Consider the following 19,970-nt stretch of genomic DNA (forward strand, 5'->3'; position numbering starts at 1 on the left):
ACGACGACCACCGTGAGCCTCCCGGCCGACCGGCGACCGTCGCCCGGGCCCGTCAGCCTGGCGCCGCGCGAGAATCCGCGCTTCGTCGACGCCGTTCGCGCCGGGGGCGCCGCGGTCGTCCCCCTGGGCGACGAGACGCGGGGGCTGATCTGGCTCTCGTACACCGACCCCGAGGGTCTCGCCGCGGCCCTCGAGCGGCACCCGGGCATCGAGTGGGTGCAGCTGCCCTACGCGGGCGTCGACGCGTTCTCCGAGCTGCTCGCCCGCTACGCCGACTCGCCGCGACCACTCTGGACGAGCGCGAAGGGCGCCTTCTCGGAGCCCGTCGCCGAGCACGCGCTCATGCTCGTGCTCTCGCTGCTGCGGGTCGTGCCGTCGCGCGTGCAGGCGACGAGCTGGCAGACCGAGCAGCGCGGGCTGTCGCTCTACGGCAAGAACGTCGTGATCGTGGGCGCCGGGGGCATCGCGCTCGAACTCGTCCGTCTGCTGGGGCCCTTCGAGACCCGCGTGACGATCGTCCGTCGCGGCGAGACGCCCGTCGAGGGCGTCGAACGCACCGTCACGGTCGACCGCATCGACGAGGTGCTGCCCGAGGCCGACGTCGTCGTGCTGGCGGCGGCGGCGACGTCGGGCACGTCGCGGCTGCTCGACGGCCGGCGTCTCGCATCGCTCAAGCCGACCGCGGTGGTGGTTAACATCGCACGGGGCGATCTGGTCGACACGGAGGCGCTGGTCGAGGCCGTCCGCGCCGAGCGGATCTGGGGTGCGGGCGTCGACGTGACAGCGCCCGAGCCGCTGCCCGACGGTCACCCGCTCTGGGGCGACCCCCGGGTCATCGTGACGCCGCACCAGGCGGACACTCCCGAGATGACGGCACCGCTGCTCGCCGAGCGCATCACGCACAACGTGCGGGCACTGCTCGGCGACGGCGATTTCGCCGGGGTCGTCGACCCGGCCGACGGCTACTGAGACCCGGGGGCGCGTCGTGTTCGATGCGCCCCCGAATCTTTGCTACAGTTGGGTCCGCTGTCGAAGGCTCCGGTCTGACGCAGTTGCCATTCCTCGATAGCTCAATTGGCAGAGCAGCCGGCTGTTAACCGGCAGGTTCTTGGTTCGAGTCCAAGTCGGGGAGCGAAGGCCCAGAGGCTCCACCCTCTGGGCCTTTTCTCATGCCCTCACGTCGGCTACGGGGTTTTTCGAGCCGGCGACGCCGAGGAGGCGCGGTCCGGCTGGTGCCGTCGCGCGCCTCCTCGGGGCTCTCGCCCGGTGGTTCTCGGCCGATCAGTCTTCGGGGTGATCGACGCCGGGCAGCCAGGTGCGACCGGGGGAGCCCCAGCCGGCCTTCTTGACGGCCTTCGCGGCCGCCTTGTGGAACGGGTGCTCGAGCCGGTCGGTGTACAGCACGCCGTCGAGGTGGTCGAACTCGTGCTGGAAGATGCGGGCGAGCCAGCCGTGCGCCTCGATCTCGTACTCGTCGCCCTCGAGGTCGGTCGCACGGAGGATGACCCCCTCGGCTCGACGCAGCGGGAACCGCTCGCCGGGAACCGACAGGCAGCCCTCCGACTCGTCGTCGTCGTCGAGCGGCTCGATCGAGAGGGGGGTCTGCCAGAGGGTGGGGTTGATCGCGACGCCGCGCCAGTCGTCGCCGTCGTCGTCCGTCCACGAGAAGACGAAGAGCCGGAGGCCGACACCGACCTGCGGACCGGCGAGTCCGACGCCGGGGGCGGCGTCCATGGTCTCGAACATGTCGGCGACGAGGGTGCGGATCGCGTCGTCGATCTCGGCGACGTCGGAGGCGGGGGAGTGCAGCACGGGGTCACCCGTGATGGTGATGGGGCGAACGGCCATTCGTCCAGCCTACTGAGCGGCGGCCCGCTACCGTGGACGCCGTGAGCCCGAACCTCAGCGATCTGACCGAGCAGGTCTCGTTGACCCCGTTCCAGGCGCTGGGGATCCCCATCGCCCTGATCGGCGCCGTGTTCCTCTCGATCGGCGCGCAGCTGCAGCATCGCGGCGTCGCCAAGGTCGAGACGCGACTCGGGGCGTCGCGCGGCGGGATGAGCGTCCGCCAGGTGCTCGCACTCATCGGTCGACCGTCGTGGGTGATGGGCACGCTGATGCTGGGGCTGGCCGTGGTGTTCCAGCTGACGAGTCTGCGGGTCGCCCCGCTGCTCGTGGTGCAGCCGCTCGGGGCCGTCGCGCTCGTGATCACCGCGGTGCTCAACGCCCGGTCGACCGGGCGGCGGCTGTCGGGGCGCATCAAGCGGTCGATCGCGATCTGCGTCGGCGGCATCGGCCTCTTCGCCACGGTGGCCGCGTTCACCGCCATCGAGACGGAGATCACGACCGATCAGCTGATCACCGTGCTCGTCATCCTGCTCGTCGTGGGCGCCGTCCTCGCCGTCGCCTTCGTCGCTCTGCGGCACCGACGCAGCGCGCTGTTCTACATCATCGGCGCCGGGGTGCTCTACGGCTTCGTCGCCACGCTCGCGAAGGTCGTGCTGAACCGGGTGTTCGCCGGCAACTTCGACGGTCTGAGCATCGTCTGCATCGTCATGCTCCTCGCAGCGGCGGCCCTCGGCGGGTACTTCGTGCAGAACGCCTACTCGTCGGGGTCGCCCGACCTCGTGATCGCCGGACTGACGGTGGTCGACCCCATCGTCGCGGTCACCATCGGCATCGTGGTGCTCGGCGAGGCGGCGAACGCACCCGGCTACGCCGTCGCGCTCTTCCTCGTCGCGGGTGCGATCGCCGTCTACGGCGTGTTCCAGCTCGCCAAATACCAGCCCGCCAAGCGAAGCTGAGCTACCGTGGTCCCGCGCCGCAGACGCCATCGGCGGGGCACCAGCGAACCACGAGCACAAGGACGCCACGACACGTGACACCCGCCCCAGACCACGCCCCCGAACCCCGCGACGAGAACGCGACCGGTCCGGGCGGCGGCGACACCGCGCCGCGCCTCACCGTGCTGATCGCGGCGGACACGTTCCCGCCCGACGTCAACGGCGCCGCCAACTTCGCCGAGCGACTCGCCGTCGGCCTGGCGGGCCGCGGGCACGACGTGCACGTCATCTGCCCGGCCGCCGACCGCCACCACGGGACGTTCCTCGAGCAGCACGACGGCGTGACCCTGACCGTCCACCGGCTGTACTCGACGCGCTGGCCCCTCCACGACTGGCTGCGCTTCGCGACGCCGTGGCGTGCCGAGCCCAACGCCGAGCGCATCATCGAGCAGATCCGACCCGACGTCGTGCACATCCAGTCGCACATCGTGATCGGTCGCGCCGTCGTCCGGGTCGCCAACCGCCGCGGCATCCGGGTCATCGCCACCAACCACTTCATGCCCGAGAACCTCCTCGAGCACACCGGGCTGCCGCACTTCCTCCGGGCGACGGCCGTCAAGCTCGCCTGGCGGGACGCGGCGAAGACCTACACGCACGTCGCGGCGATCACGACGCCGACCAGGCGGGCCGCGGCGTTCCTCGAGCGGTCGGTCGCCGTCACCGGCGTGCTGGCCGTGTCGTGCGGCATCGAGGCCGCCGACTACACGGCACGCGACGACCGACCCGCCGCGAACCGGGTGGTCTTCGTCGGTCGGGTCACGGCCGAGAAGCAGATCGACGTGCTGCTGAAGGCCATGACCCTGCTCGACCCCGCACTCGACGCGCGACTCACCATCGTGGGCGGCGGCGACCTGCTCAAGCAGCTGCAGCTGATGACCGTCGAGCTGGGCCTCGCCGAGCGCGTCACCTTCGCCGGCTACCTGTCGGACGCCGAGCTGCGGCGCACCCTCACGGATGCGACCGTCTTCGCCATGCCGTCGGTGGCCGAGCTGCAGAGCATCGCGAGCCTCGAGGCTATGGCGTCCGGTCTCCCGCTCGTCGTCGCCGACGCCATGGCGCTGCCGCACCTCGTCGACGAGGGGGTCAACGGCTACCTCTTCAGGCCGGGCGACAGCCGCGACCTGGCCGACAAGCTGACCCGCGTGCTCACGGCGGGCGACGACGAGTACCTCGCGATGCGACGGGCGAGCCTGCAGGTCATCGAGGGACACGACATCCAGCGGACGGTGAGCGTCTTCGAGTCGCTGTATCGTGGGGAACCGGTGGCCTCGGCCGCCGACGCCTGATCGACCCGCGCCTCCTGGGCGGTCGGTCGGCACGGGGCGGTAGCTCAGCCGGTTAGAGCAGTCGACTCATAATCGATCGGTCACGGGTTCAAGTCCCGTCCGCCCTACGACACGACCCCCGACGGTCGGTCGGCACCCGGTCGGGCATGCCAACATGTGTGCATGTTCACCCGACGGACACGCGACACCCCTGCCAGCGACGACTCCTCCTCTCCGGGGGGATTGCCGGCCGCTCCTCGCATCGGCGTGGGCGCCCAGGTGTACGTGCTCGACTCCGACGAGGACGCGGGCACGCCGTTCCCCTACGGGCCCACCGGCATCATCGTCCGCGCCGGGGGCTCGGCCTGGCAGGGCGTCTCGGCGATCGGCGGCTCGGCGCGCACCTGGCTCGTCGAGTTCGACTCGCCCCAGCTGGACCGCGACGGCGAGGGGCCCGTCGGCTCGGCCTCCGTCGCCGAGAAGTTCCTCCGCCTGGCGCCCCTCGCCTGAGCCCGCCCGAACCGGCCAGCCGGTCCGCTCGCTGGCCGTCTGCCGGCCCGCGCCCGCGCCCGCGCTGGCCCGGCCCGCCGGCCCGCGCCTGCGCCCGCGCTGGCCCGGCCCGCCGGCCCGCGCCTGCGCCCGCGCCGGCCCGCCCTCCCGCGGTCGGGCCCGTCCAAGCTGTGTCCCGTCCCGCTCCCGCTTGCTTGCAGCCTTGCCGGGGTCGGTAACTCCTCCTCTTTGCCGCGTGGCGCCGCATCCGCTCGGGTCCCGACCCCTGCCTCGGTACGGGGCAGGAGTTCCCGACGGCGCGGCCCCGCGACCGGGCGCATCGGCGACTCCTCCTCTCTTTCCCGCCTGGCGCAGTCCGTCGGCCCGGCGCGTCGGCAACTCCTCTTCCGTGCCGCGCGCCACGCCAGCACAGGCCGCCCAGCCCCGCCCGCGCGCACAGGTGAGGAGTTGCCGACCCGGAGCGCAGCCGACGCACCCGCGGGAATGTTCCACCGCGCCCCGCCGTTCCCCCAAGTGCATACAAACGCATGAACAACAGCTAAGGTGGTCCGCATGCAGTTCGGAATCTTCTCCGTCGGAGACATCACGCCAGATCCCACCACGGGCCGCACGCCCACCGAGCACGAGCGCCTGCTCGCGATGGTCGCGATCGCCAAGAAGGCCGAGGAGGTCGGCCTCGACGTCTACGCCGCGGGCGAGCACCACAACCCGCCCTTCGTCAACTCGAGCCCCACGACGCTGCTCGCCTACATCGCGGCGCAGACCGAGCGGATCATCCTCAGCACCGCGACGACGCTGATCACGACGAACGACCCGGTCAAGATCGCCGAGGACTTCGCGCTGCTCCAGCACCTCGCCGGCGGCCGCGTCGACCTGACGCTGGGTCGCGGCAACACGGGCCCCGTCTACCCCTGGTTCGGCAAGGACATCCGCCAGGGCATCAACCTCGCCATCGAGAACTACGCGCTGCTGCACCGCCTGTGGCGCGAGGACGTCGTCGACTGGAAGGGCCATTTCCGCACCCCGCTGCAGAGCTTCACGTCGACGCCGCGCCCGCTCGACGGCGTGCCGCCCTTCGTCTGGCACGGGTCGATCCGCAGCCCCGAGATCGCCGAGCAGGCGGCGTTCTACGGCGACGGGTTCTTCGCCAACCACATCTTCTGGCCGGCCTCGCACACGAAGCAGATGGTCGAGCTCTACCGCTCGCGCTACGAGCACCACGGTCACGGTCGTGCCGACCAGGCGATCGTGGGTCTCGGCGGCCAGGTCTTCCTGGCGAAGAACTCGCAGGACGCCGTCCGCGCCTTCCGCCCCTACTTCGACTCCGCGCCGGTCTACGGCCACGGGCCGAGCCTCGAGGACTTCACGTCGCAGACGCCGCTGACGGTCGGGAGCCCGCAGGAGGTCATCGACAAGACCCTCGCCTTCCGCGACTACGTCGGCGACTACCAGCGCCAGCTGTTCCTGATCGACCACGCGGGGCTGCCCCTGCAGACGGTGCTCGATCAGCTGGACATCCTCGGCGAGGAGGTCGTCCCGGTGCTGCGGCGCGAGTTCGCGACGAACCGCCCCGAGCACGTGCCCGACGCACCGACCCACGCCGCCCGGTTGGCCCGTGCCGACGGGGCGGTCGACGTCGCGGCGGCGGCTCCGGCCGTCGCCACCCGCTGAGCCGAGGAGGCGCACCATGGCATCCAAGAACATCGTCGTCGTCTCCGCGGGGCTGGGTCAGCCCTCCTCCACGCGCCTCCTGGCGGACCGTCTCGCCGAGGCGACCGCCCGGTCGATGCTCGAGTCGGGCGTCCCCGCCGAGTTCGAGGTGGTCGAGCTGAGGGACCTCGCGCACGAGATCACCGACGCGATGCTGACGGGGTTCGCCTCGGAGGCGCTGGCCGGCGTGATCGACCGGGTCACCCGGGCGGACGGCCTCATCGCGGTGACCCCGGTGTTCACCGCGTCGTACAGCGGACTCTTCAAGTCGTTCTTCGACGTGATCGACAAGGAGGCGCTGGCCGGCACGCCGGTCCTCGTCGGGGCGACCGCGGGCACGGCCCGGCACTCGCTCGTGCTGGATCATGCGCTCCGGCCGCTCTTCTCGTACCTGAGGTCCGTGGTCGTTCCGACGTCGGTGTTCGCGGCGTCCGAGGACTGGGGTGCCGGCGACGAGACGACGACGGGGCTGCCCGAGCGGGTGAGCCGCGCCGCCGGCGAGTTCGCCGACCTCGTCGCGATGCGCTCGACCGAGCGCGGCGACCCGTTCGCCGACGTCGTGCCCTTCGAGCAGCAGCTGAGCCGACTCGCCGGCGACGATCCGCTCTGAGCGGGCATGCCCGCACGGTGCGCCGTGTTGGACCCGCAGACGAGAGGAACGATCATGAGCAGCGCATCACCAGGACATGAGACGGGCGCGTCGCCGTCGGTCGAGTCGACGAGGTTCCACGCCCTGCGCCGCGCCCGGGTGACGTCGCCGACCGGGCCGCTGGCTCTGGTGAACACCCAGTGGGTCGACGGTGAGCAGCCGATCTGGGGGGTCGCCGGGGTCTGGGCTCCCACGCCGGCGGGCGTCTCGGGGCTGACGGTCACGGCCCGCGCCGCCGACGGGGTGACCGTCGACGACGTGCTCGTCGACGGCACGGCCCTGGTCGCGGGGGACGACGCGATGACGCCGGGCCGGGTGTCGTTCGCGGGTGGTGCGACGGGCACGGTGATCGCGAACGACGACGGATCGTCGTACGCCCTCCGGGTGTGGGACTCCCGCTCCGACGCGGCCACGGCCTTCGGGTCGATCGACGCCTACCCCTACGACCCGTCGTGGGTGGTGACCGCGGAGTTCGTCACGACCGAGCCCGGCACCGAGATCGACATCCGGCACCAGAAGGACCTCGACCTCAGTCGGCCGAAGCCGCTCCCGGGACTCATCCGATTCCGCCGCGACGACGTCGACTACGAACTGGCGGCGTTCCCCAGCGGCGACCGCGATCGCCTCCAGCTCGTCTTCGCGGACGGCACGACGGGCGACACCACGTACTCGGTCGGGCGCTTCCTGTTCCCGACCCCGTCACCCGACGGCACGATACTCCTGGACTTCAACCGCGCGGTCCTGCCACCCTGCGCGTTCTCGTACCAGTTCAACTGCCCCATCCCGCCCGCGCAGAACCGTCTGCGCGTCCGGGTGGAGGCGGGGGAGAAGAACGTGCTCGACCGGTCGGGCGCGCTCCTCCACTGACGCCCGCAGGGGGATGACGTCGCAGACACCCGGGTCGCCCTCTCCGACGTCGGTGGCCGGTGGCATGATCGACATCGTGTTCATCGTGCTCCGTCGTCTGCCCGACGGTCGAGTCGAGTTCACGCCCGTCGACCGTTACGCCTCCGACAGGGCCCCGGTGGCCGCGGCACCGATCGTGGTCGCCGAGAGCGAGCTGGGGATGGCCGTCGCCACGCGCGAGGTGGAGGAGTCCCCGCGCTGGGTCTGGGACGACACCCGCAGCTGGTACCCGCGCCTCCTGGGCCTCGGTGTCCGCGTGGCCCGCTGCGTCGACCTGCGGCTCTGCCACGCGATCCTGCGGCGCTCGGCCGCGACGACGGGCGGCGAGCTGCACGGGGCCCCGCCCGGGCCGTACGACGGCCCTCAGGCCGAGCTGACGCAGGGCGACGGCTTGTTCGACGTCGTGCCCGAGTCGCTGCCCGATCCGCTGGGCGAGTTCCTGCGTCAGCGTCGCGCGGTGGAGTCGAGCGCTCACCGCGAGGGGCTCGAGCTGCTGACGACCGCCGAGTCCACCGGTGCCCTCGTCGCCTGCGAGATGCACCACCGCGGCATCCCGTGGTCGGCTCGGGTGCACGACCGCCTGCTGACCGAGGCGCTGGGGCCCCGGCCCGCGCGCGCCGGAGACCGGCCGTCCGCGATGGCCGCCGACGTCGTCGAGATCCGCGGGGCCCTCGCCGCCCCCGACCTCAACCCCGACTCGCCCGCCGAACTGCTCAAGGCGCTCAACCGGGCGGGGCTGCCCGTCGCGTCGACGAGCAAGTGGGAGATCCAGCGGCACGAGCACCCTGTCGTCGAGCCGCTTCTGCGCTACAAGCGCCGACAGCGCCTCCTCGTCGCCAACGGCTGGGCCTGGGTCGACGCCTGGGTGCGGCAGGGCCGGTTCCGACCCGACTACGTGCCCGGCGGGGTCGTCACGGGCCGGTGGGCGACGAGCGGGGGAGGCGCGCTGCAGCTGCCGAAGGCCGTCCGCGCGGCCGTCGTGGCCGACCCGGGCTGGAAGCTCGTCGTGGCGGACGCCTCTCAGCTCGAGCCCCGCATCCTCACGGGGCTCTCGCGCGACGCCGCGATGGCGGCGGCCGGCGACGGAGACCTGTACGAGGGCATCGTGTCCAGCGGCGCGGTGGCCTCGCGTGCCGAGGCGAAGGTCGCGATGCTCGGGGCGATGTACGGCGCGACGCAGGGCGAGAGCGGTCGGCTCGTTCCCCGACTCGCCCGGCGGTTCCCGCGGGCCATGGAGTACGTCGAGGCCGCCGCCCGGGCGGGCGAGGCGGGCGGGGTCGTCAGCACCCTGCTCGGGCGCAGCTCGCCGCGGCCGGGCGACGAGGTCGCCGAAGACCTCCCCCCGGAGATGGACCGGGGCCCGGTCGGTCGTGACGCTCGGGCCTGGGGCCGCTTCACCCGCAACTTCGTGGTGCAGGGCACCGCGGCCGAGTGGGCGCTCTGCTGGATGGGCGCCACGCGTGCCGAGCTGCACTCGCGGTTCGCGGGGCTCGGCGACGGGGCGCCGCACCTGGTGTTCTTCCTGCACGACGAGATCGTCGTCCACTCGCCCGCCGAGGTCGCCGACGAGGTCGTGGCCGTCGTCGAACGGAGCGCCGCCGCCGCCGGTCGGCTGCTCTTCGGGCAGGCGCCCGTGCGGTTCCCGGTGACGATCGCGGTCGTCGACGACTACTCGCAGGCGAAGTAGGGGTGCCAGGGCGAACTGGCAGGAGTTACACACTTGTGATCCCGTGCATCCGTCTGCGATGATTCAGCGAGCGGACCAGTCCGCCCACACAATCTCATACAGCACGAGAAGCCACCGTTTCACTCGTTCACCAGGTCGATGGGGAAGTCGCACCTAACCGAATGGAGTAATCGTGGCTGCTGCAATGACTCGGGGAGTGCTCTACGTGCACTCGTCCCCTCGTGCACTGTGCCCACACGTCGAGTGGGCGGTCGGTCGTGCCCTCGGGCACGCCGTCAACTTCGCGTGGGTCGACCAGCCCGTGCTCGGCGGTTCGCAGCGCACGGAGTTCTCGTGGCAGGGCGACGACGGTGCCGGTGCCCGCATCGCCTCGGCCCTCCGCGGCTGGGAGCACCTCCGCTACGAGGTGACCGAAGACCCCGACTCGCAGCACGACGGCGGTCGGTGGATGCACACGCCCGATCTCGGCATCTTCTTCGCCCAGACCGACACGGCGGGCAACACCGTCATCCCCGAAGACCGCGTCCGCTACGCGATGGAGGTCGCCGGGTCGAACGCCCTCGAGCTGCACCGTGAGCTCCGTCTCGCCCTCGGTCAGGCATGGGACGACGAGCTCGAGCCGTTCCGCTACAGCGGCGAGGGCAACCCGGTCGTCTGGCTGCACAAGGTCGGCTGAGCCGAGCGCGCGGCGGTCGGTGCGGTCGCGGCGCACGAAGGAGGCGCGGGTCGTGTTCGACACGCCCCGCGCCTCCTTCGATGGTTCAGACCGAACGGAACCCGATGACGGCATTGTGGCCGCCGAAGCCGAACGAGTTGCTCAGCGCGACGATCTCGCCGTCGGGCAGCGTGCGGGGTTCGCCGACCACGACGTCCATGTCGATCTCGTCGTCCATCTGGGTGACGTTGATCGTCGGGGGAGCGAGGCGCTCGTGCAGGGCCTTCACGGTGAAGAGGGCCTCGATGCCGCCGGCACCGCCGAGCAGATGCCCGGTGGCCGCCTTCGTCGCCGAGACGATCAGCTTCGGGGTGTGCTCGCCGAAGACGCGCTTGATGGCGTGGTACTCGGCGATGTCGCCCACCGGGGTGCTCGTCGCATGGGCGTTGACGTGCACGACCTGGTCGCGGTCGACGCCGGCGTTCTCGAGGGTGGTGATGACGGCGCGGGCGGCCCCGTTGCCCTCGGGGTCGGGCGCGGTGATGTGGTACGAGTCGCTGGTGACGGCGCCGCCGATCAGCTCGGCGTAGATGCGGGCACCGCGGGCGAGAGCGTGCTCCTCCGTCTCGAGGACGAGCGCCGCGCCTCCTTCGGCGAGGACGAAGCCGTCACGGGTCACGTCGTACGGCCGGGAGGCGGTGGCCGGGTCGTCGTTGCGCTTCGAGAGCGCCTGCATGGCGGCGAAGGAGGCGAGGGGCATCGGGTGGATGGCCGCCTCGGAGCCGCCGGCGATGGCGATGTCGGCGAGACCGGACTGGAGGTGCTCGTAGGCCATCGCGATGGACTCCGTGCTGGAGGCGCAGGCCGAGACGACCGTGCGGGCGCCGGCGCGGGCTCCGAGGGTCATCGAGATCGTGGCGGCGGGGCCGTTCGGCATGAGCATGGGGACGGTCATCGGGAGGACGCGGCGCGGCCCCTTCTCGCGGAGGGTGTCCCAGCCGTCGAGGAGGGTCCAGACGCCGCCGATGCCGGTGGCCCAGTCGACGATGAACCGCTCGGGGACGACCTCGGGCGAACCGGCGTCGGCCCAGGCCTCGCGCGCTGCGGTGAGGGCGAACTGGCTGGAGGGGTCGAGGCGCTTGGTCTCGCGACGGTCGAGCACGTCGGCGGACGGCACGCGGGCCTGCCCGGCGAAGGTGACGGGCAGCTCGTACTTGGCGACCCACTCCTGCTCGAGGGTGGTGATGCCCGACTGGCCGGCCAGCAGGTTCTGCCAGCTCTCGGTGGCGGTGCCGCCGAGGGGGGTGGTGGCACCGAGGCCGGTGACGACGATCTTCTTGGTCATGACTGTTCTCCTGAAGGGACTGCCCGGGACGGGCGTGCGGCCTGCCTGACGGGCGGTCCCGTCGACGTGGGCGCCCGGTCGGTCCCTGGAGGGAACGACCGGGCCGCTGACGTCTAGTCCTGTGCCTTGGTGATGAAGGTGACGGCGTCGCCGACGGTCTTGAGGTTCTTGACCTCTTCGTCGGGGATCTTGACGTCGAACTTCTCTTCGGCGTTGACGACGATGGTCATCATCGAGATCGAGTCGATGTCGAGGTCGTCGGTGAACGACTTGCCCATCTCGACCGTGTCGGTCGCGATGCCGGTCTCGTCGTTGATGAGCTCGGCCAGGCCGGCGAGGACTTCTTCGGTGGACAGTGCCATGGTGTTGTTCTCCTTGTGGGGTGTCGGTTGACCGGGGTAAAGCCTATACAGGCGGAAAGCTGGGGGAGGCGCGGCGCGCTACGGGAGCACGACGACCTGGGCGCCGAAGACGAGGCCCGCACCGAAGCCGATCTGCAGGGCGAGACCGCCGCTGAGCTCTGGGTGCTCGTCGAGGAGGCGGTGGGTCGCGAGCGGGATGCTCGCGGCCGACGTGTTGCCCATCGTCGCGATGTCGCGGCCGATGACGACCGACTCGGGCAGACCGAGCTGCTTCGCGAACTCGTCGATGATGCGCATGTTGGCCTGGTGGGGCACGAACGCGGACAGCTGGTCGGAGGTCACGCCGGCGCGCTCGAGGGCGAGCTTCGCGACCTTGACCATCTCCCAGACGGCCCAGCGGAACACGGTCTGGCCCTCTTGGCGCAGGGTGGGCCACGGCACGTCGCCGTTGCCCTCGCGGTACTCGACCATCGTGTTCGTCATGCCGATGGCGTCCCACTTGGAGCCGTCGGATCCCCAGACGGTCGGGCCGATCCCGGCCGACTCGGCGGGGCCGACGATCGCTGCGCCCGCGCCGTCGGCGAGGAGGAACGAGATGGTGCGGTCGGTCGGGTCGATGACGTCGCTGAGCTTCTCGGCGCCGACCACGAGCACGTACTCGGCGAGACCCGACTTCACGAACGAGTCGGCCTGCGCGATGCCGTAGGTGTAGCCGGCGCACGCGGCGGAGATGTCGTAGGCCGCCGCGGGGTTGGCCCCGACGCGCTCGGCGAGCAGCGACGCCACCGACGGGGTGGCCACGCCGCCGCCGATGGTGGAGACGAGGACGGCGCCGATCTGGTCGGGGCGGATGCCCGACTTCTCGATCGCCTCCTTCGCGGCGGTCTCGGCGAGATCGACGACCTTGACGTCCTTGCCGGCCCGACGGCGGGTGACGACGCCGGTGCGCTGCTGGATCCACTCGTCGGACGAGTTGATCGGCTCGACGATGTCGGCGTTCGGCACGACGTTCTCGCCACGGGCGGCACCGATGGCGTAGATGCGGGTGAACTGAGTGCCGGTGTTCTGGTTGAGCTGGGGGGTGGTCATGCTGCTCCCTCGATGAGGTCGACGGCGGCCTGGAGGTCGTCGGGTGTCGTGATGGCGACGGAGGGGACGCCCCTCAGCGCGCGCTTGGCCAGTCCGGTCAGGGCGCCCGCGGGTGCCAGCTCGATGAGGCCCGAGATGCCGGCGGCGGAGAACGACTCCATCGTGGCGTCCCAGCGGACGGGCGACGACACCTGACCGACCATGAGCTCGACGAATCGGGCGCCCTCGGTGACGACGCTGCCGTCGTTGTTCGTCCAGAGCGTCAGATCGGGGTCGGCCGTGCTGACGGCGGAGGCCGCGGTGCGGAGTCGCTCGACGGCGGGCTGCATGTGGCGGGTGTGGAAGGCGCCGGCGACCTGAAGGGGGATGACGCGCGCCTTGGCGGGCGGCTGCTCGGCCAGAGCGGCGAGGGCGGCGAGCTCGCCGGCGACGACGATCTGACCACCGCCGTTGTAGTTGGCCGGCTCGAGTCCGAGCTCGTCGAGGCGGGCCAGCAGTTCGGCCTGGTCTCCGCCGAGGACGGCGCTCATGCCGGTCTCGGCCTGCGTGGCGGCTTCGGCCATGGCCCGGCCCCGCTCGGCGACGAGCGCGACCGCATCGGTGTCGGTGAGGACCCCCGAGACCGCGGCGGCGGTGAACTCGCCGACGGAGTGCCCGGCGACACCGGCCACGCGTGCGCGGTCGACGCGGTCGAAGAGCGCGCGCGCCGTGAGGATGCCCGCGGCGACGATGAGGGGCTGCGCCACCGCGGTGTCGCGGATGGTGTCGGCGTCGGAGGTCGTGCCGTGGGCGACGAGGTCGACGTCGGCGGCGGCCGACAGGCTGCCGAGCAGGTCGGCGAGCTGCGGGTCGGCGAGCCACGGTTCGAGGAATCCGGGTTTCTGGGAGCCCTGGCCGGGCGCAACGACAACGATCACTGATCCATCATGCCGCCCCGAGGGGCCTCGCAGGTGTAGCAACTCGACCAAAGATCGGGGTGGGGCTTGTCGCTTCTCGCCAGGAGGGCTGCCGAGGAGGCGCGGGTCGGCCTCAGCGACGCCGCCCCGCCTGCCCGTCGTGGTCGGCTATCGACCCCAGGATGAGCGCCGATTGCAGGATGAGCGCCTCCCGGGCGCCGGTGGCGTCCCAGCCGATCACGTCGGAGACCCGCTTGAGGCGGTATCGGACGGTGTTCGGGTGCACGAACAGCTCGCGAGCGGTCGCCTCGAGCGATCGCCCGTTGTCGAGGTAGCACCAGAGCGTGGTCAGGAGTTCGGTGGAGTGGTTCTTCAGCGGCTTGTAGACGCGATTGACCAGTGTCGAACGGGCGACGGGGTCGCCCGCGAGGGCCCGTTCGGGCAGCAGATCGTCGGCGAGTGCCGGGCGGGGGGCGTTCCGCCACGACCGGGCCACCGAGAAGCCGGCCAACGCCGTCTTGGCGCTCTTCGAGGCGTCGACGAGGCTGGGCACCTCGTGTCCGAGCACGAGGTGGCCGTCGCCGAAACCGGGCTCGAGGGCCTTCGCGATGTCGGTGAACGAGGGTCGGCTCGTGGAGGTCGGGGTGCCGTTCTCGTCGAGGGTCTCTTCGGCACGGCCGATCACCAGCACGAGTCGTCGCCCCTGGACTCCGATGAGCACGTCGGCGGCGAGGTGGCGCGCCGTGCGCCGGAGCATGTCGACGTCGAGCATCCGCGGCGTCGTCCCGACGAGGACGGACACCTCGCCGTGCCCGTGCCAGCCGAGCGCGGCGATGCGGCTCGGAAGCTCGTCGTCGTACTCGCCGCTGAGGATGGAGTCGACGACCAGCGCCTCGAGACGGGCGTCCCACAGGCCGCGTGCCTCGGCGGCACGCGCGTAGACGTCGGCCGAGGCGAAGGCGATCTCGCGCGAGTAGAGCAGGATGGCCTCGCGCAGCGAGTCGTCGCCGTCTTTGACCCGTTCTTCGACGACCTCGACGGTGACGCGGATCAGCTGCAGCGTCTGCTGGAGGCTGATCGAGCGGAGAAGCTCGCGGGGCGCTGCCCCGAAGACGTCGGCGGCGATCCACGGGGTGGATCGGGGGTCGTCGAACCAGCTGATGAACGACGTGATGCCGGCCTGGGCGACGAGACCCACGGCCGAGCGTCGCCCGGGGGGCATGTCGCCGTACCAGGGCAGCGTCTCTTCCAGTCGCTTGATGGTCTTGGTCGAGAGTTCGCCCGAGACCGTCCGCAGCCACGCGAGCGTGCGCTCTTTCGTGGCTGCGGACGGTTCCATGGGCGAGCTCGGAACCCGCTCGGCGCTCACGGGCCCGGTCAGCTCTCCCCGCCGGCGTTGCCGCTGGTGCCGGCGGTCACGTCGTTCAGCCGGTACTTGTCGATGGCCTGCTGGACGACGCCGGGCTCGACGTCGCCGCGGCGGGCCAGGGCCTGCAGCGTGCGGACGACGACAGAGGGTCCGTCGATCTTGAAGAATCGACGGGCGGCGGCACGGGTGTCGGAGAATCCGAAGCCGTCGGCGCCCAACGTGAGGTAGTCGCCGGGGACGTACTCGCGGATCTGGTCGGGTACGGCGGCCATGAAGTCGCTGGTCGCGATGAACGGGCCCTCGGCCCCCTGCAGCTTGTCGGTGACGTACGGCGTGCGCTGCTCGGCCTCCGGGTTGAGGAAGTTGTGCTCTTCGGCGGCGAGGCCGTCGCGTCGCAGTTCGTTCCAGGAGGTGACGCTCCACACGTCGGCGGCGACGTTCCAGTCGTCCGCGAGCAGACGCTGGGCTTCGAGCACCCACGGCACACCGACGCCCGAGGCGAGCAGCTGGGCACGCGGGCCCAGGTTCTCGGCGCTCTTGAGCTTGTAGATGCCTCGGACGATGCCGTCCACGTCGACGTCGTCGGGCTCGACCGGCTGCTGCATCGGCTCGTTGTAGACGGTCACGTAGTACATGACGTTCGGGTCGGCGTGCGTCGGAGCGCCGTTCTCGTCGGTGCCGTACATGCGGTCCATGCCCGACTTGACGATGTGACCGAGCTCGTAGCCGAACGCGGGGTCGTACGAGACGACCGCCGGGTTCGTCGAGGCGAGCAGCAGCGAGTGACCGTCGGCGTGCTGCAGGCCCTCACCCGTCAGCGTCGTGCGACCGGCCGTGGCGCCGATGATGAACCCGCGGGCCATCTGGTCGCCGGCCGCCCACATGGCGTCACCGGTCCGCTGGAAGCCGAACATCGAATAGAAGACGTAGACCGGGATGAGCGGCTCGCCCTGCGTCGAGTACGACGTGCCGACCGCGGTGAACGCCGCGAACGCGCCGGCCTCGTTGATGCCGACGTGCAGGAGCTGACCCTGGGGGCTCTCCTTGTACGCCAACAGCAGCTCGCGGTCGACCGAGGTGTAGTGCTGCCCGTTGGGGTTGTAGATCTTGGACGTCGGGAAGTAGGCGTCCATGCCGAACGTGCGCGCCTCGTCGGGGATGATCGGCACGATGCGGTGGCCGAAGTCCTTCGAGCGGAGCAGATCTTTCAGCAGGCGCGCGAAGGCCATCGTGGTGGCGACCTCCTGCTTGCCGGAGCCCTTCTTGACGACGTCGTACGACGTCGACTCGGGGACGGACATCTGCGTGTACTTCGAGCGGCGCTCGGGCACGTAGCCGCCGAGGGCGCGTCGACGCTCGTGGAGGTACTGGATCGCCTCGTCGTCGTTGCCGGGGTGGTAGTACGGCGGCAGGTACGGGTTCTCGTCGAGCTGCGAGTCGGAGATCGGGATGCGCATCTCGTCACGGAACTGCTTGAGGTTGTCGAGCGTCAGCTTCTTCATCTGGTGGGTCGCGTTGCGGCCCTCGAACGACGGCCCGAGGCCGTAGCCCTTGACGGTCTTCGCCAGGATGACGGTCGGCTGGCCCTTGTGCTCGGCGGCGGCCTTGAACGCGGCGTAGACCTTGCGGTAGTCGTGCCCGCCGCGCTTGAGGTTCCAGACCTGGTCGTCGGTGAAGTCCTTGATGAGCTCGAGCGCGCGGGGGTCGCGACCGAAGAAGTTCTCGCGGACGTACGCGCCGCTCTCGGCCTTGTAGGTCTGGAAGTCGCCGTCGGGCGTCGTGTTCATGAGGTTGAGCAGCGCACCCTCGGTGTCGCGGGCGAGCAGGTCGTCCCATTCGCGACCCCAGACGACCTTGATGACATTCCAGCCGGCACCGCGGAAGAAGCTCTCGAGCTCCTGGATGATCTTGCCGTTGCCCCGCACCGGGCCGTCGAGTCGCTGCAGGTTGCAGTTGATGACGAAGTTCAGGTTGTCGAGACCCTCGTTGGCGGCGACCTGCAGCTGACCGCGGCTCTCGACCTCGTCCATCTCGCCGTCGCCGAGGAACGCCCAGACCTGCTGGTCGGAGGCGTCTTTGATGCCGCGGTTCGTGAGGTACTTCGCGACCTGCGCCTGGTAGATCGCGTTGATCGGGCCGAGACCCATCGACACGGTCGGGAACTGCCAGAACGACGGCATGAGCCGCGGGTGCGGGTACGAGCTGAGCCCGCCCGAGGCATGCGACTTCTCTTGACGGAACCCGTCGAGCTGGTCGGTGCCGAGGCGGCCTTCGAGGTAGGCGCGGGCGTACATGCCGGGGGAGGCGTGGCCCTGGAAGAAGATCTGGTCTCCGCCGCCGGCGTGGTCCTGGCCGCGGAAGAAGTGGTTGTAGCCGACCTCGTACAGGGCGGCGGACGAGGCGTAGGTCGAGATGTGACCGCCGACCGAGACGCCGGGGCGCTGGGCGCGGTGCACGGTGATCGCGGCGTTCCAGCGGATCCACCGGCGGTAACGGCGCTCGAGCTCTTCGTCGCCGGGGAACTCGGGCTCGTCTTCGGTGGCGATGGTGTTGACGTAGTCCGTCTTGGGGACCATCGGCACGCCGAGGTGGAGTTCGCTCGACCGGCTCAGCAGGCTCTTCATGATCTCGCGAGCCCGTTCGTGCCCCTGGGCCGCCACGAGGGAGTCGAGCGACTCCCGCCATTCGGCGGTCTCTTCGGGATCGCGATCGGTCGTGTCGACCGTGTACGGGTCCTGGTCGTTTACCGTCACCCTTGACCTCAATCAATCTCGTGGTGTTGATAGCACCGTGTGTGGGTCGCACCGTATGCGGTGGACAGACGAGTGTCAGGTCGTCCGCGCCCGGGTTCCGAACACGTTGCCACCTGACTCGCCAGAGTCTAGTGACCCCGACTGACACCGACCCTGCCCCACGGAGTCTCCGCACGCGCTGAGAGCGGTCCTTGCGTTCGCCCCCGTGCGGCGTAGGATCACTGCTCGTGTTTGTCGCCGGCCGCCCGGGCCGACGCGGAAGGATCGCACCATGGCACTGGAGAACGACATCCAGGCTCCCGACTTCGATTTGCCGAACCAGTTCGGCGAGCACGTCAGGCTGTCGGACTACCGGGGTGTGAAGCCCGTCGCGCTCGTGTTCTTCCCCCTCGCGTTCTCGAGCACCTGCACGAAGGAGCTGTGCACGCTCCGCGACAATCTGGCGATGTTCCAGGACCACCGCGTCGAGCTGCTCGTCGTCTCCGTCGACTCGAAGGCGACCCTCCGGGCCTTCGCCGACGAGAAGGGCTACGACTTCACGCTGCTCGCGGACTTCTGGCCGCACGGCGAGGTCTCGAAGGAGTACGGCGTGTTCCTCGAGCACAAGGGCTTCGCGACGCGGGCCACGTTCCTGATCGACGTCGACGGCATCATCCGCGAGCACTTCGTCACCGAGCCCGGCCAGGAGCGCTCGATCGACGACTACCGCGCCTCCCTCGACACCCTGGTGCCGGCCACCGTCTGACGCGACACCGCCCAGGAGGCGCGACTCGCGCCTCCTCAGCCGCTAACCTGATACGACCCGCCCGGCCAGACCGGCGCAGGGGCCTTTAGCTCAGTTGGTAGAGCGCCACGTTTACACCGTGGATGTCATCGGTTCGAGCCCGGTAGGGCCCACTGTCGAGAGTCCTGATCAAGAGACGCTCAGCACGCCAGGGGTGCCCCGCGGCGACCTCGGCTCGCGGCCGACTGCGCCCGGAGAATCGTGGTGATGGTCCTCGAGGTCGTACCGTCTAGGGATGCAGCAGCCCAGCGGCCTCGATCAGCTCGTATCGGAATGGCGGAGCTCCGGACCAGAACGTGCGCGCTTCGTGCCGGGCTTCGACCCAGCAGGTGGAGGAGCAGCAGCGAAAGTTCTCGTGCTGATGGAATCACCCGGTCCTGCCACGATCAGGCAGGGCGAGGACGCGATCAGCAGTGAGGACAACCCGGGGCCGACGGCGTCTGCGTTCAAGCGAGCACGGATCGAGTCGGGTCTGGGCAGGAACGTCTACCTGCGATGGAACATCGTCCCGTGGGCCCTGGGTCGGGCGCCGACCATCACCGATCTCGACGAGGCACGCCCTGCCCTGGCTCAGCTGCTCGATTCCCTGCCGCAGCTGCGGGCGATCGTGACCTTCGGCACTCCGGCCCTGACGGGCGTGATGAGGTACTTCACCCTGGAGCCGCGTGCGAGGGTCGTGCCCGTGCTCGCGGCACCCCATCTGTCGCCGGCGAACGCCACCCGCTCCGGCGAGAAGCACCTGCGGGCCGTCACGGCCCTGCGGCACGCTTCGCTTCTCTGATCATCCCGGCGAGGAGTCGGGGCTGTGCTGCGACACGGCGATCACGGCCAGGAGATCCTGCGCCCCGGCGCTCAGACTTGCCGACCACACGGCCCGAAACGGTCGTCTCAGGTCGACGGCCGCCGGGACGCTGACGAGGCGCCCGGCGCGGAGGTCGTCCTCGACCAGCAACGAGCTGATGACTCCCGGGCCCACACCGCCGGCGATGGCCGCCCGGATGGCGCCCGTCGACGACAACTGCGCAGCGGGTTCCGCCATCAGGGCAGGGTCGATCCCCAGGGCGAGCTCCAGGGTCCGGCGGGTGCCCGAGCCCGACTCCCGAGACACGAGCGGTGTGGATGCGAGATCCGCTGCCGTCACGGGTTC

Annotated in this window: 19 protein-coding genes and 3 tRNA genes; 14 read left to right on the top strand and 8 right to left on the bottom strand. The window is 70.6% G+C overall.

Annotation, left to right across the window (positions count from 1 at the left end):
- Nucleotides 1-12 precede the first annotated feature (12 nt).
- A complete protein-coding gene (locus tag ACZ6JE_RS12415) occupies nt 13-969 on the top strand; it encodes an NAD(P)-dependent oxidoreductase (RefSeq protein WP_464319139.1) in 957 nt (318 codons plus the stop codon).
- A gap of 90 nt (nt 970-1,059) precedes the next feature.
- Nucleotides 1,060-1,132 (top strand) — tRNA-Asn (locus tag ACZ6JE_RS12420).
- 149 nt (nt 1,133-1,281) lie between these two features.
- Here the strand turns inward: ACZ6JE_RS12420 and def are convergent.
- Nucleotides 1,282-1,848 carry a peptide deformylase gene (gene def, locus ACZ6JE_RS12425; RefSeq protein WP_320478521.1) on the bottom strand — a complete coding sequence of 189 codons (567 nt, stop codon included), beginning with the start codon at nt 1,846-1,848 and terminating at the stop codon, nt 1,282-1,284.
- A gap of 41 nt (nt 1,849-1,889) precedes the next feature.
- Here def and ACZ6JE_RS12430 point away from each other — a divergent pair, with 41 nt between their 5' ends.
- The 9 genes from ACZ6JE_RS12430 to ACZ6JE_RS12470 all read left to right on the top strand — a co-directional run bounded on the left by ACZ6JE_RS12430 (nt 1,890) and on the right by ACZ6JE_RS12470 (nt 10,246).
- The gene (locus ACZ6JE_RS12430) at nt 1,890-2,804 is read left to right on the top strand and encodes a DMT family transporter (RefSeq protein WP_192057917.1); all 915 of its coding nucleotides are present in this window, start codon (nt 1,890-1,892) and stop codon (nt 2,802-2,804) included.
- Nucleotides 2,805-2,878: 74 nt separating this feature from the next.
- Nucleotides 2,879-4,129: a glycosyltransferase gene (locus ACZ6JE_RS12435; protein ID WP_464319140.1), complete on the top strand. Its 1,251-nt coding sequence runs from the start codon at nt 2,879-2,881 to the stop codon at nt 4,127-4,129.
- A gap of 33 nt (nt 4,130-4,162) precedes the next feature.
- Nucleotides 4,163-4,236 (top strand) — tRNA-Ile (locus ACZ6JE_RS12440).
- Between the two features lie 55 nt (nt 4,237-4,291).
- Entirely contained in the window at nt 4,292-4,618 is a 327-nt protein-coding gene (locus ACZ6JE_RS12445; RefSeq protein ID WP_464319141.1) for a hypothetical protein, read from the top strand.
- 552 nt (nt 4,619-5,170) lie between these two features.
- Nucleotides 5,171-6,289 (top strand): LLM class flavin-dependent oxidoreductase, encoded by a 1,119-nt coding sequence (locus ACZ6JE_RS12450; protein WP_464319142.1) that lies wholly within the window; start codon nt 5,171-5,173, stop codon nt 6,287-6,289.
- Nucleotides 6,290-6,305: 16 nt separating this feature from the next.
- A complete protein-coding gene (locus ACZ6JE_RS12455; protein WP_464319143.1) occupies nt 6,306-6,938 on the top strand; it encodes an FMN reductase in 633 nt (210 codons plus the stop codon).
- Nucleotides 6,939-6,992: 54 nt separating this feature from the next.
- A complete protein-coding gene (locus ACZ6JE_RS12460) occupies nt 6,993-7,844 on the top strand; it encodes a DUF1684 domain-containing protein (RefSeq protein WP_243214086.1) in 852 nt (283 codons plus the stop codon).
- A 64-nt stretch (nt 7,845-7,908) separates the two neighbouring features.
- A complete protein-coding gene (locus ACZ6JE_RS12465; protein ID WP_464319144.1) occupies nt 7,909-9,570 on the top strand; it encodes a bifunctional 3'-5' exonuclease/DNA polymerase in 1,662 nt (553 codons plus the stop codon).
- Nucleotides 9,571-9,754: 184 nt separating this feature from the next.
- Nucleotides 9,755-10,246 carry a DUF3145 domain-containing protein gene (locus ACZ6JE_RS12470; protein ID WP_192059171.1) on the top strand — a complete coding sequence of 164 codons (492 nt, stop codon included), beginning with the start codon at nt 9,755-9,757 and terminating at the stop codon, nt 10,244-10,246.
- Between the two features lie 85 nt (nt 10,247-10,331).
- On the opposite strand, the gene ACZ6JE_RS12475 is transcribed toward ACZ6JE_RS12470, so the two are convergent.
- From ACZ6JE_RS12475 to aceE, 6 genes are all read right to left on the bottom strand, one after another.
- Nucleotides 10,332-11,570 carry a beta-ketoacyl-[acyl-carrier-protein] synthase family protein gene (locus tag ACZ6JE_RS12475; protein WP_464319145.1) on the bottom strand — a complete coding sequence of 413 codons (1,239 nt, stop codon included), beginning with the start codon at nt 11,568-11,570 and terminating at the stop codon, nt 10,332-10,334.
- A 113-nt stretch (nt 11,571-11,683) separates the two neighbouring features.
- Nucleotides 11,684-11,932 carry an acyl carrier protein gene (locus ACZ6JE_RS12480; RefSeq protein ID WP_055797067.1) on the bottom strand — a complete coding sequence of 83 codons (249 nt, stop codon included), beginning with the start codon at nt 11,930-11,932 and terminating at the stop codon, nt 11,684-11,686.
- Nucleotides 11,933-12,010: 78 nt separating this feature from the next.
- Nucleotides 12,011-13,021: a beta-ketoacyl-ACP synthase III gene (locus tag ACZ6JE_RS12485; RefSeq protein WP_464319146.1), complete on the bottom strand. Its 1,011-nt coding sequence runs from the start codon at nt 13,019-13,021 to the stop codon at nt 12,011-12,013.
- Nucleotides 13,018-13,938 (bottom strand): ACP S-malonyltransferase, encoded by a 921-nt coding sequence (locus ACZ6JE_RS12490; protein ID WP_464319147.1) that lies wholly within the window; start codon nt 13,936-13,938, stop codon nt 13,018-13,020. Before ACZ6JE_RS12490 ends, ACZ6JE_RS12485 begins: the two co-directional genes overlap by 4 nt.
- A 112-nt stretch (nt 13,939-14,050) precedes the next feature.
- Nucleotides 14,051-15,256, bottom strand: coding sequence for a PucR family transcriptional regulator (locus ACZ6JE_RS12495; protein ID WP_192057901.1), 1,206 nt, complete (start codon nt 15,254-15,256; stop codon nt 14,051-14,053).
- 38 nt (nt 15,257-15,294) lie between these two features.
- A complete protein-coding gene (gene aceE / locus ACZ6JE_RS12500; RefSeq protein ID WP_464319148.1) occupies nt 15,295-18,039 on the bottom strand; it encodes a pyruvate dehydrogenase (acetyl-transferring), homodimeric type in 2,745 nt (914 codons plus the stop codon).
- A 271-nt stretch (nt 18,040-18,310) separates the two neighbouring features.
- On the opposite strand from aceE, the gene ACZ6JE_RS12505 reads away from it, so the two are divergent.
- From ACZ6JE_RS12505 to ACZ6JE_RS12515, 3 genes are all read left to right on the top strand, one after another.
- Nucleotides 18,311-18,784: a peroxiredoxin gene (locus tag ACZ6JE_RS12505; RefSeq protein ID WP_192057889.1), complete on the top strand. Its 474-nt coding sequence runs from the start codon at nt 18,311-18,313 to the stop codon at nt 18,782-18,784.
- Nucleotides 18,785-18,863: 79 nt separating this feature from the next.
- Nucleotides 18,864-18,936, top strand: a tRNA-Val gene (locus tag ACZ6JE_RS12510).
- A gap of 248 nt (nt 18,937-19,184) precedes the next feature.
- Nucleotides 19,185-19,604, top strand: coding sequence for a uracil-DNA glycosylase family protein (locus tag ACZ6JE_RS12515; RefSeq protein WP_464319149.1), 420 nt, complete (start codon nt 19,185-19,187; stop codon nt 19,602-19,604).
- Here the strand turns inward: ACZ6JE_RS12515 and ACZ6JE_RS12520 are convergent.
- On the bottom strand, nt 19,605-19,970 hold a 366-nt coding region (locus tag ACZ6JE_RS12520; RefSeq protein ID WP_464319150.1), incomplete at its 5' end, for a LysR substrate-binding domain-containing protein.

It is taken from the genome of Frigoribacterium sp. AC759 (genome assembly GCF_979256015.1).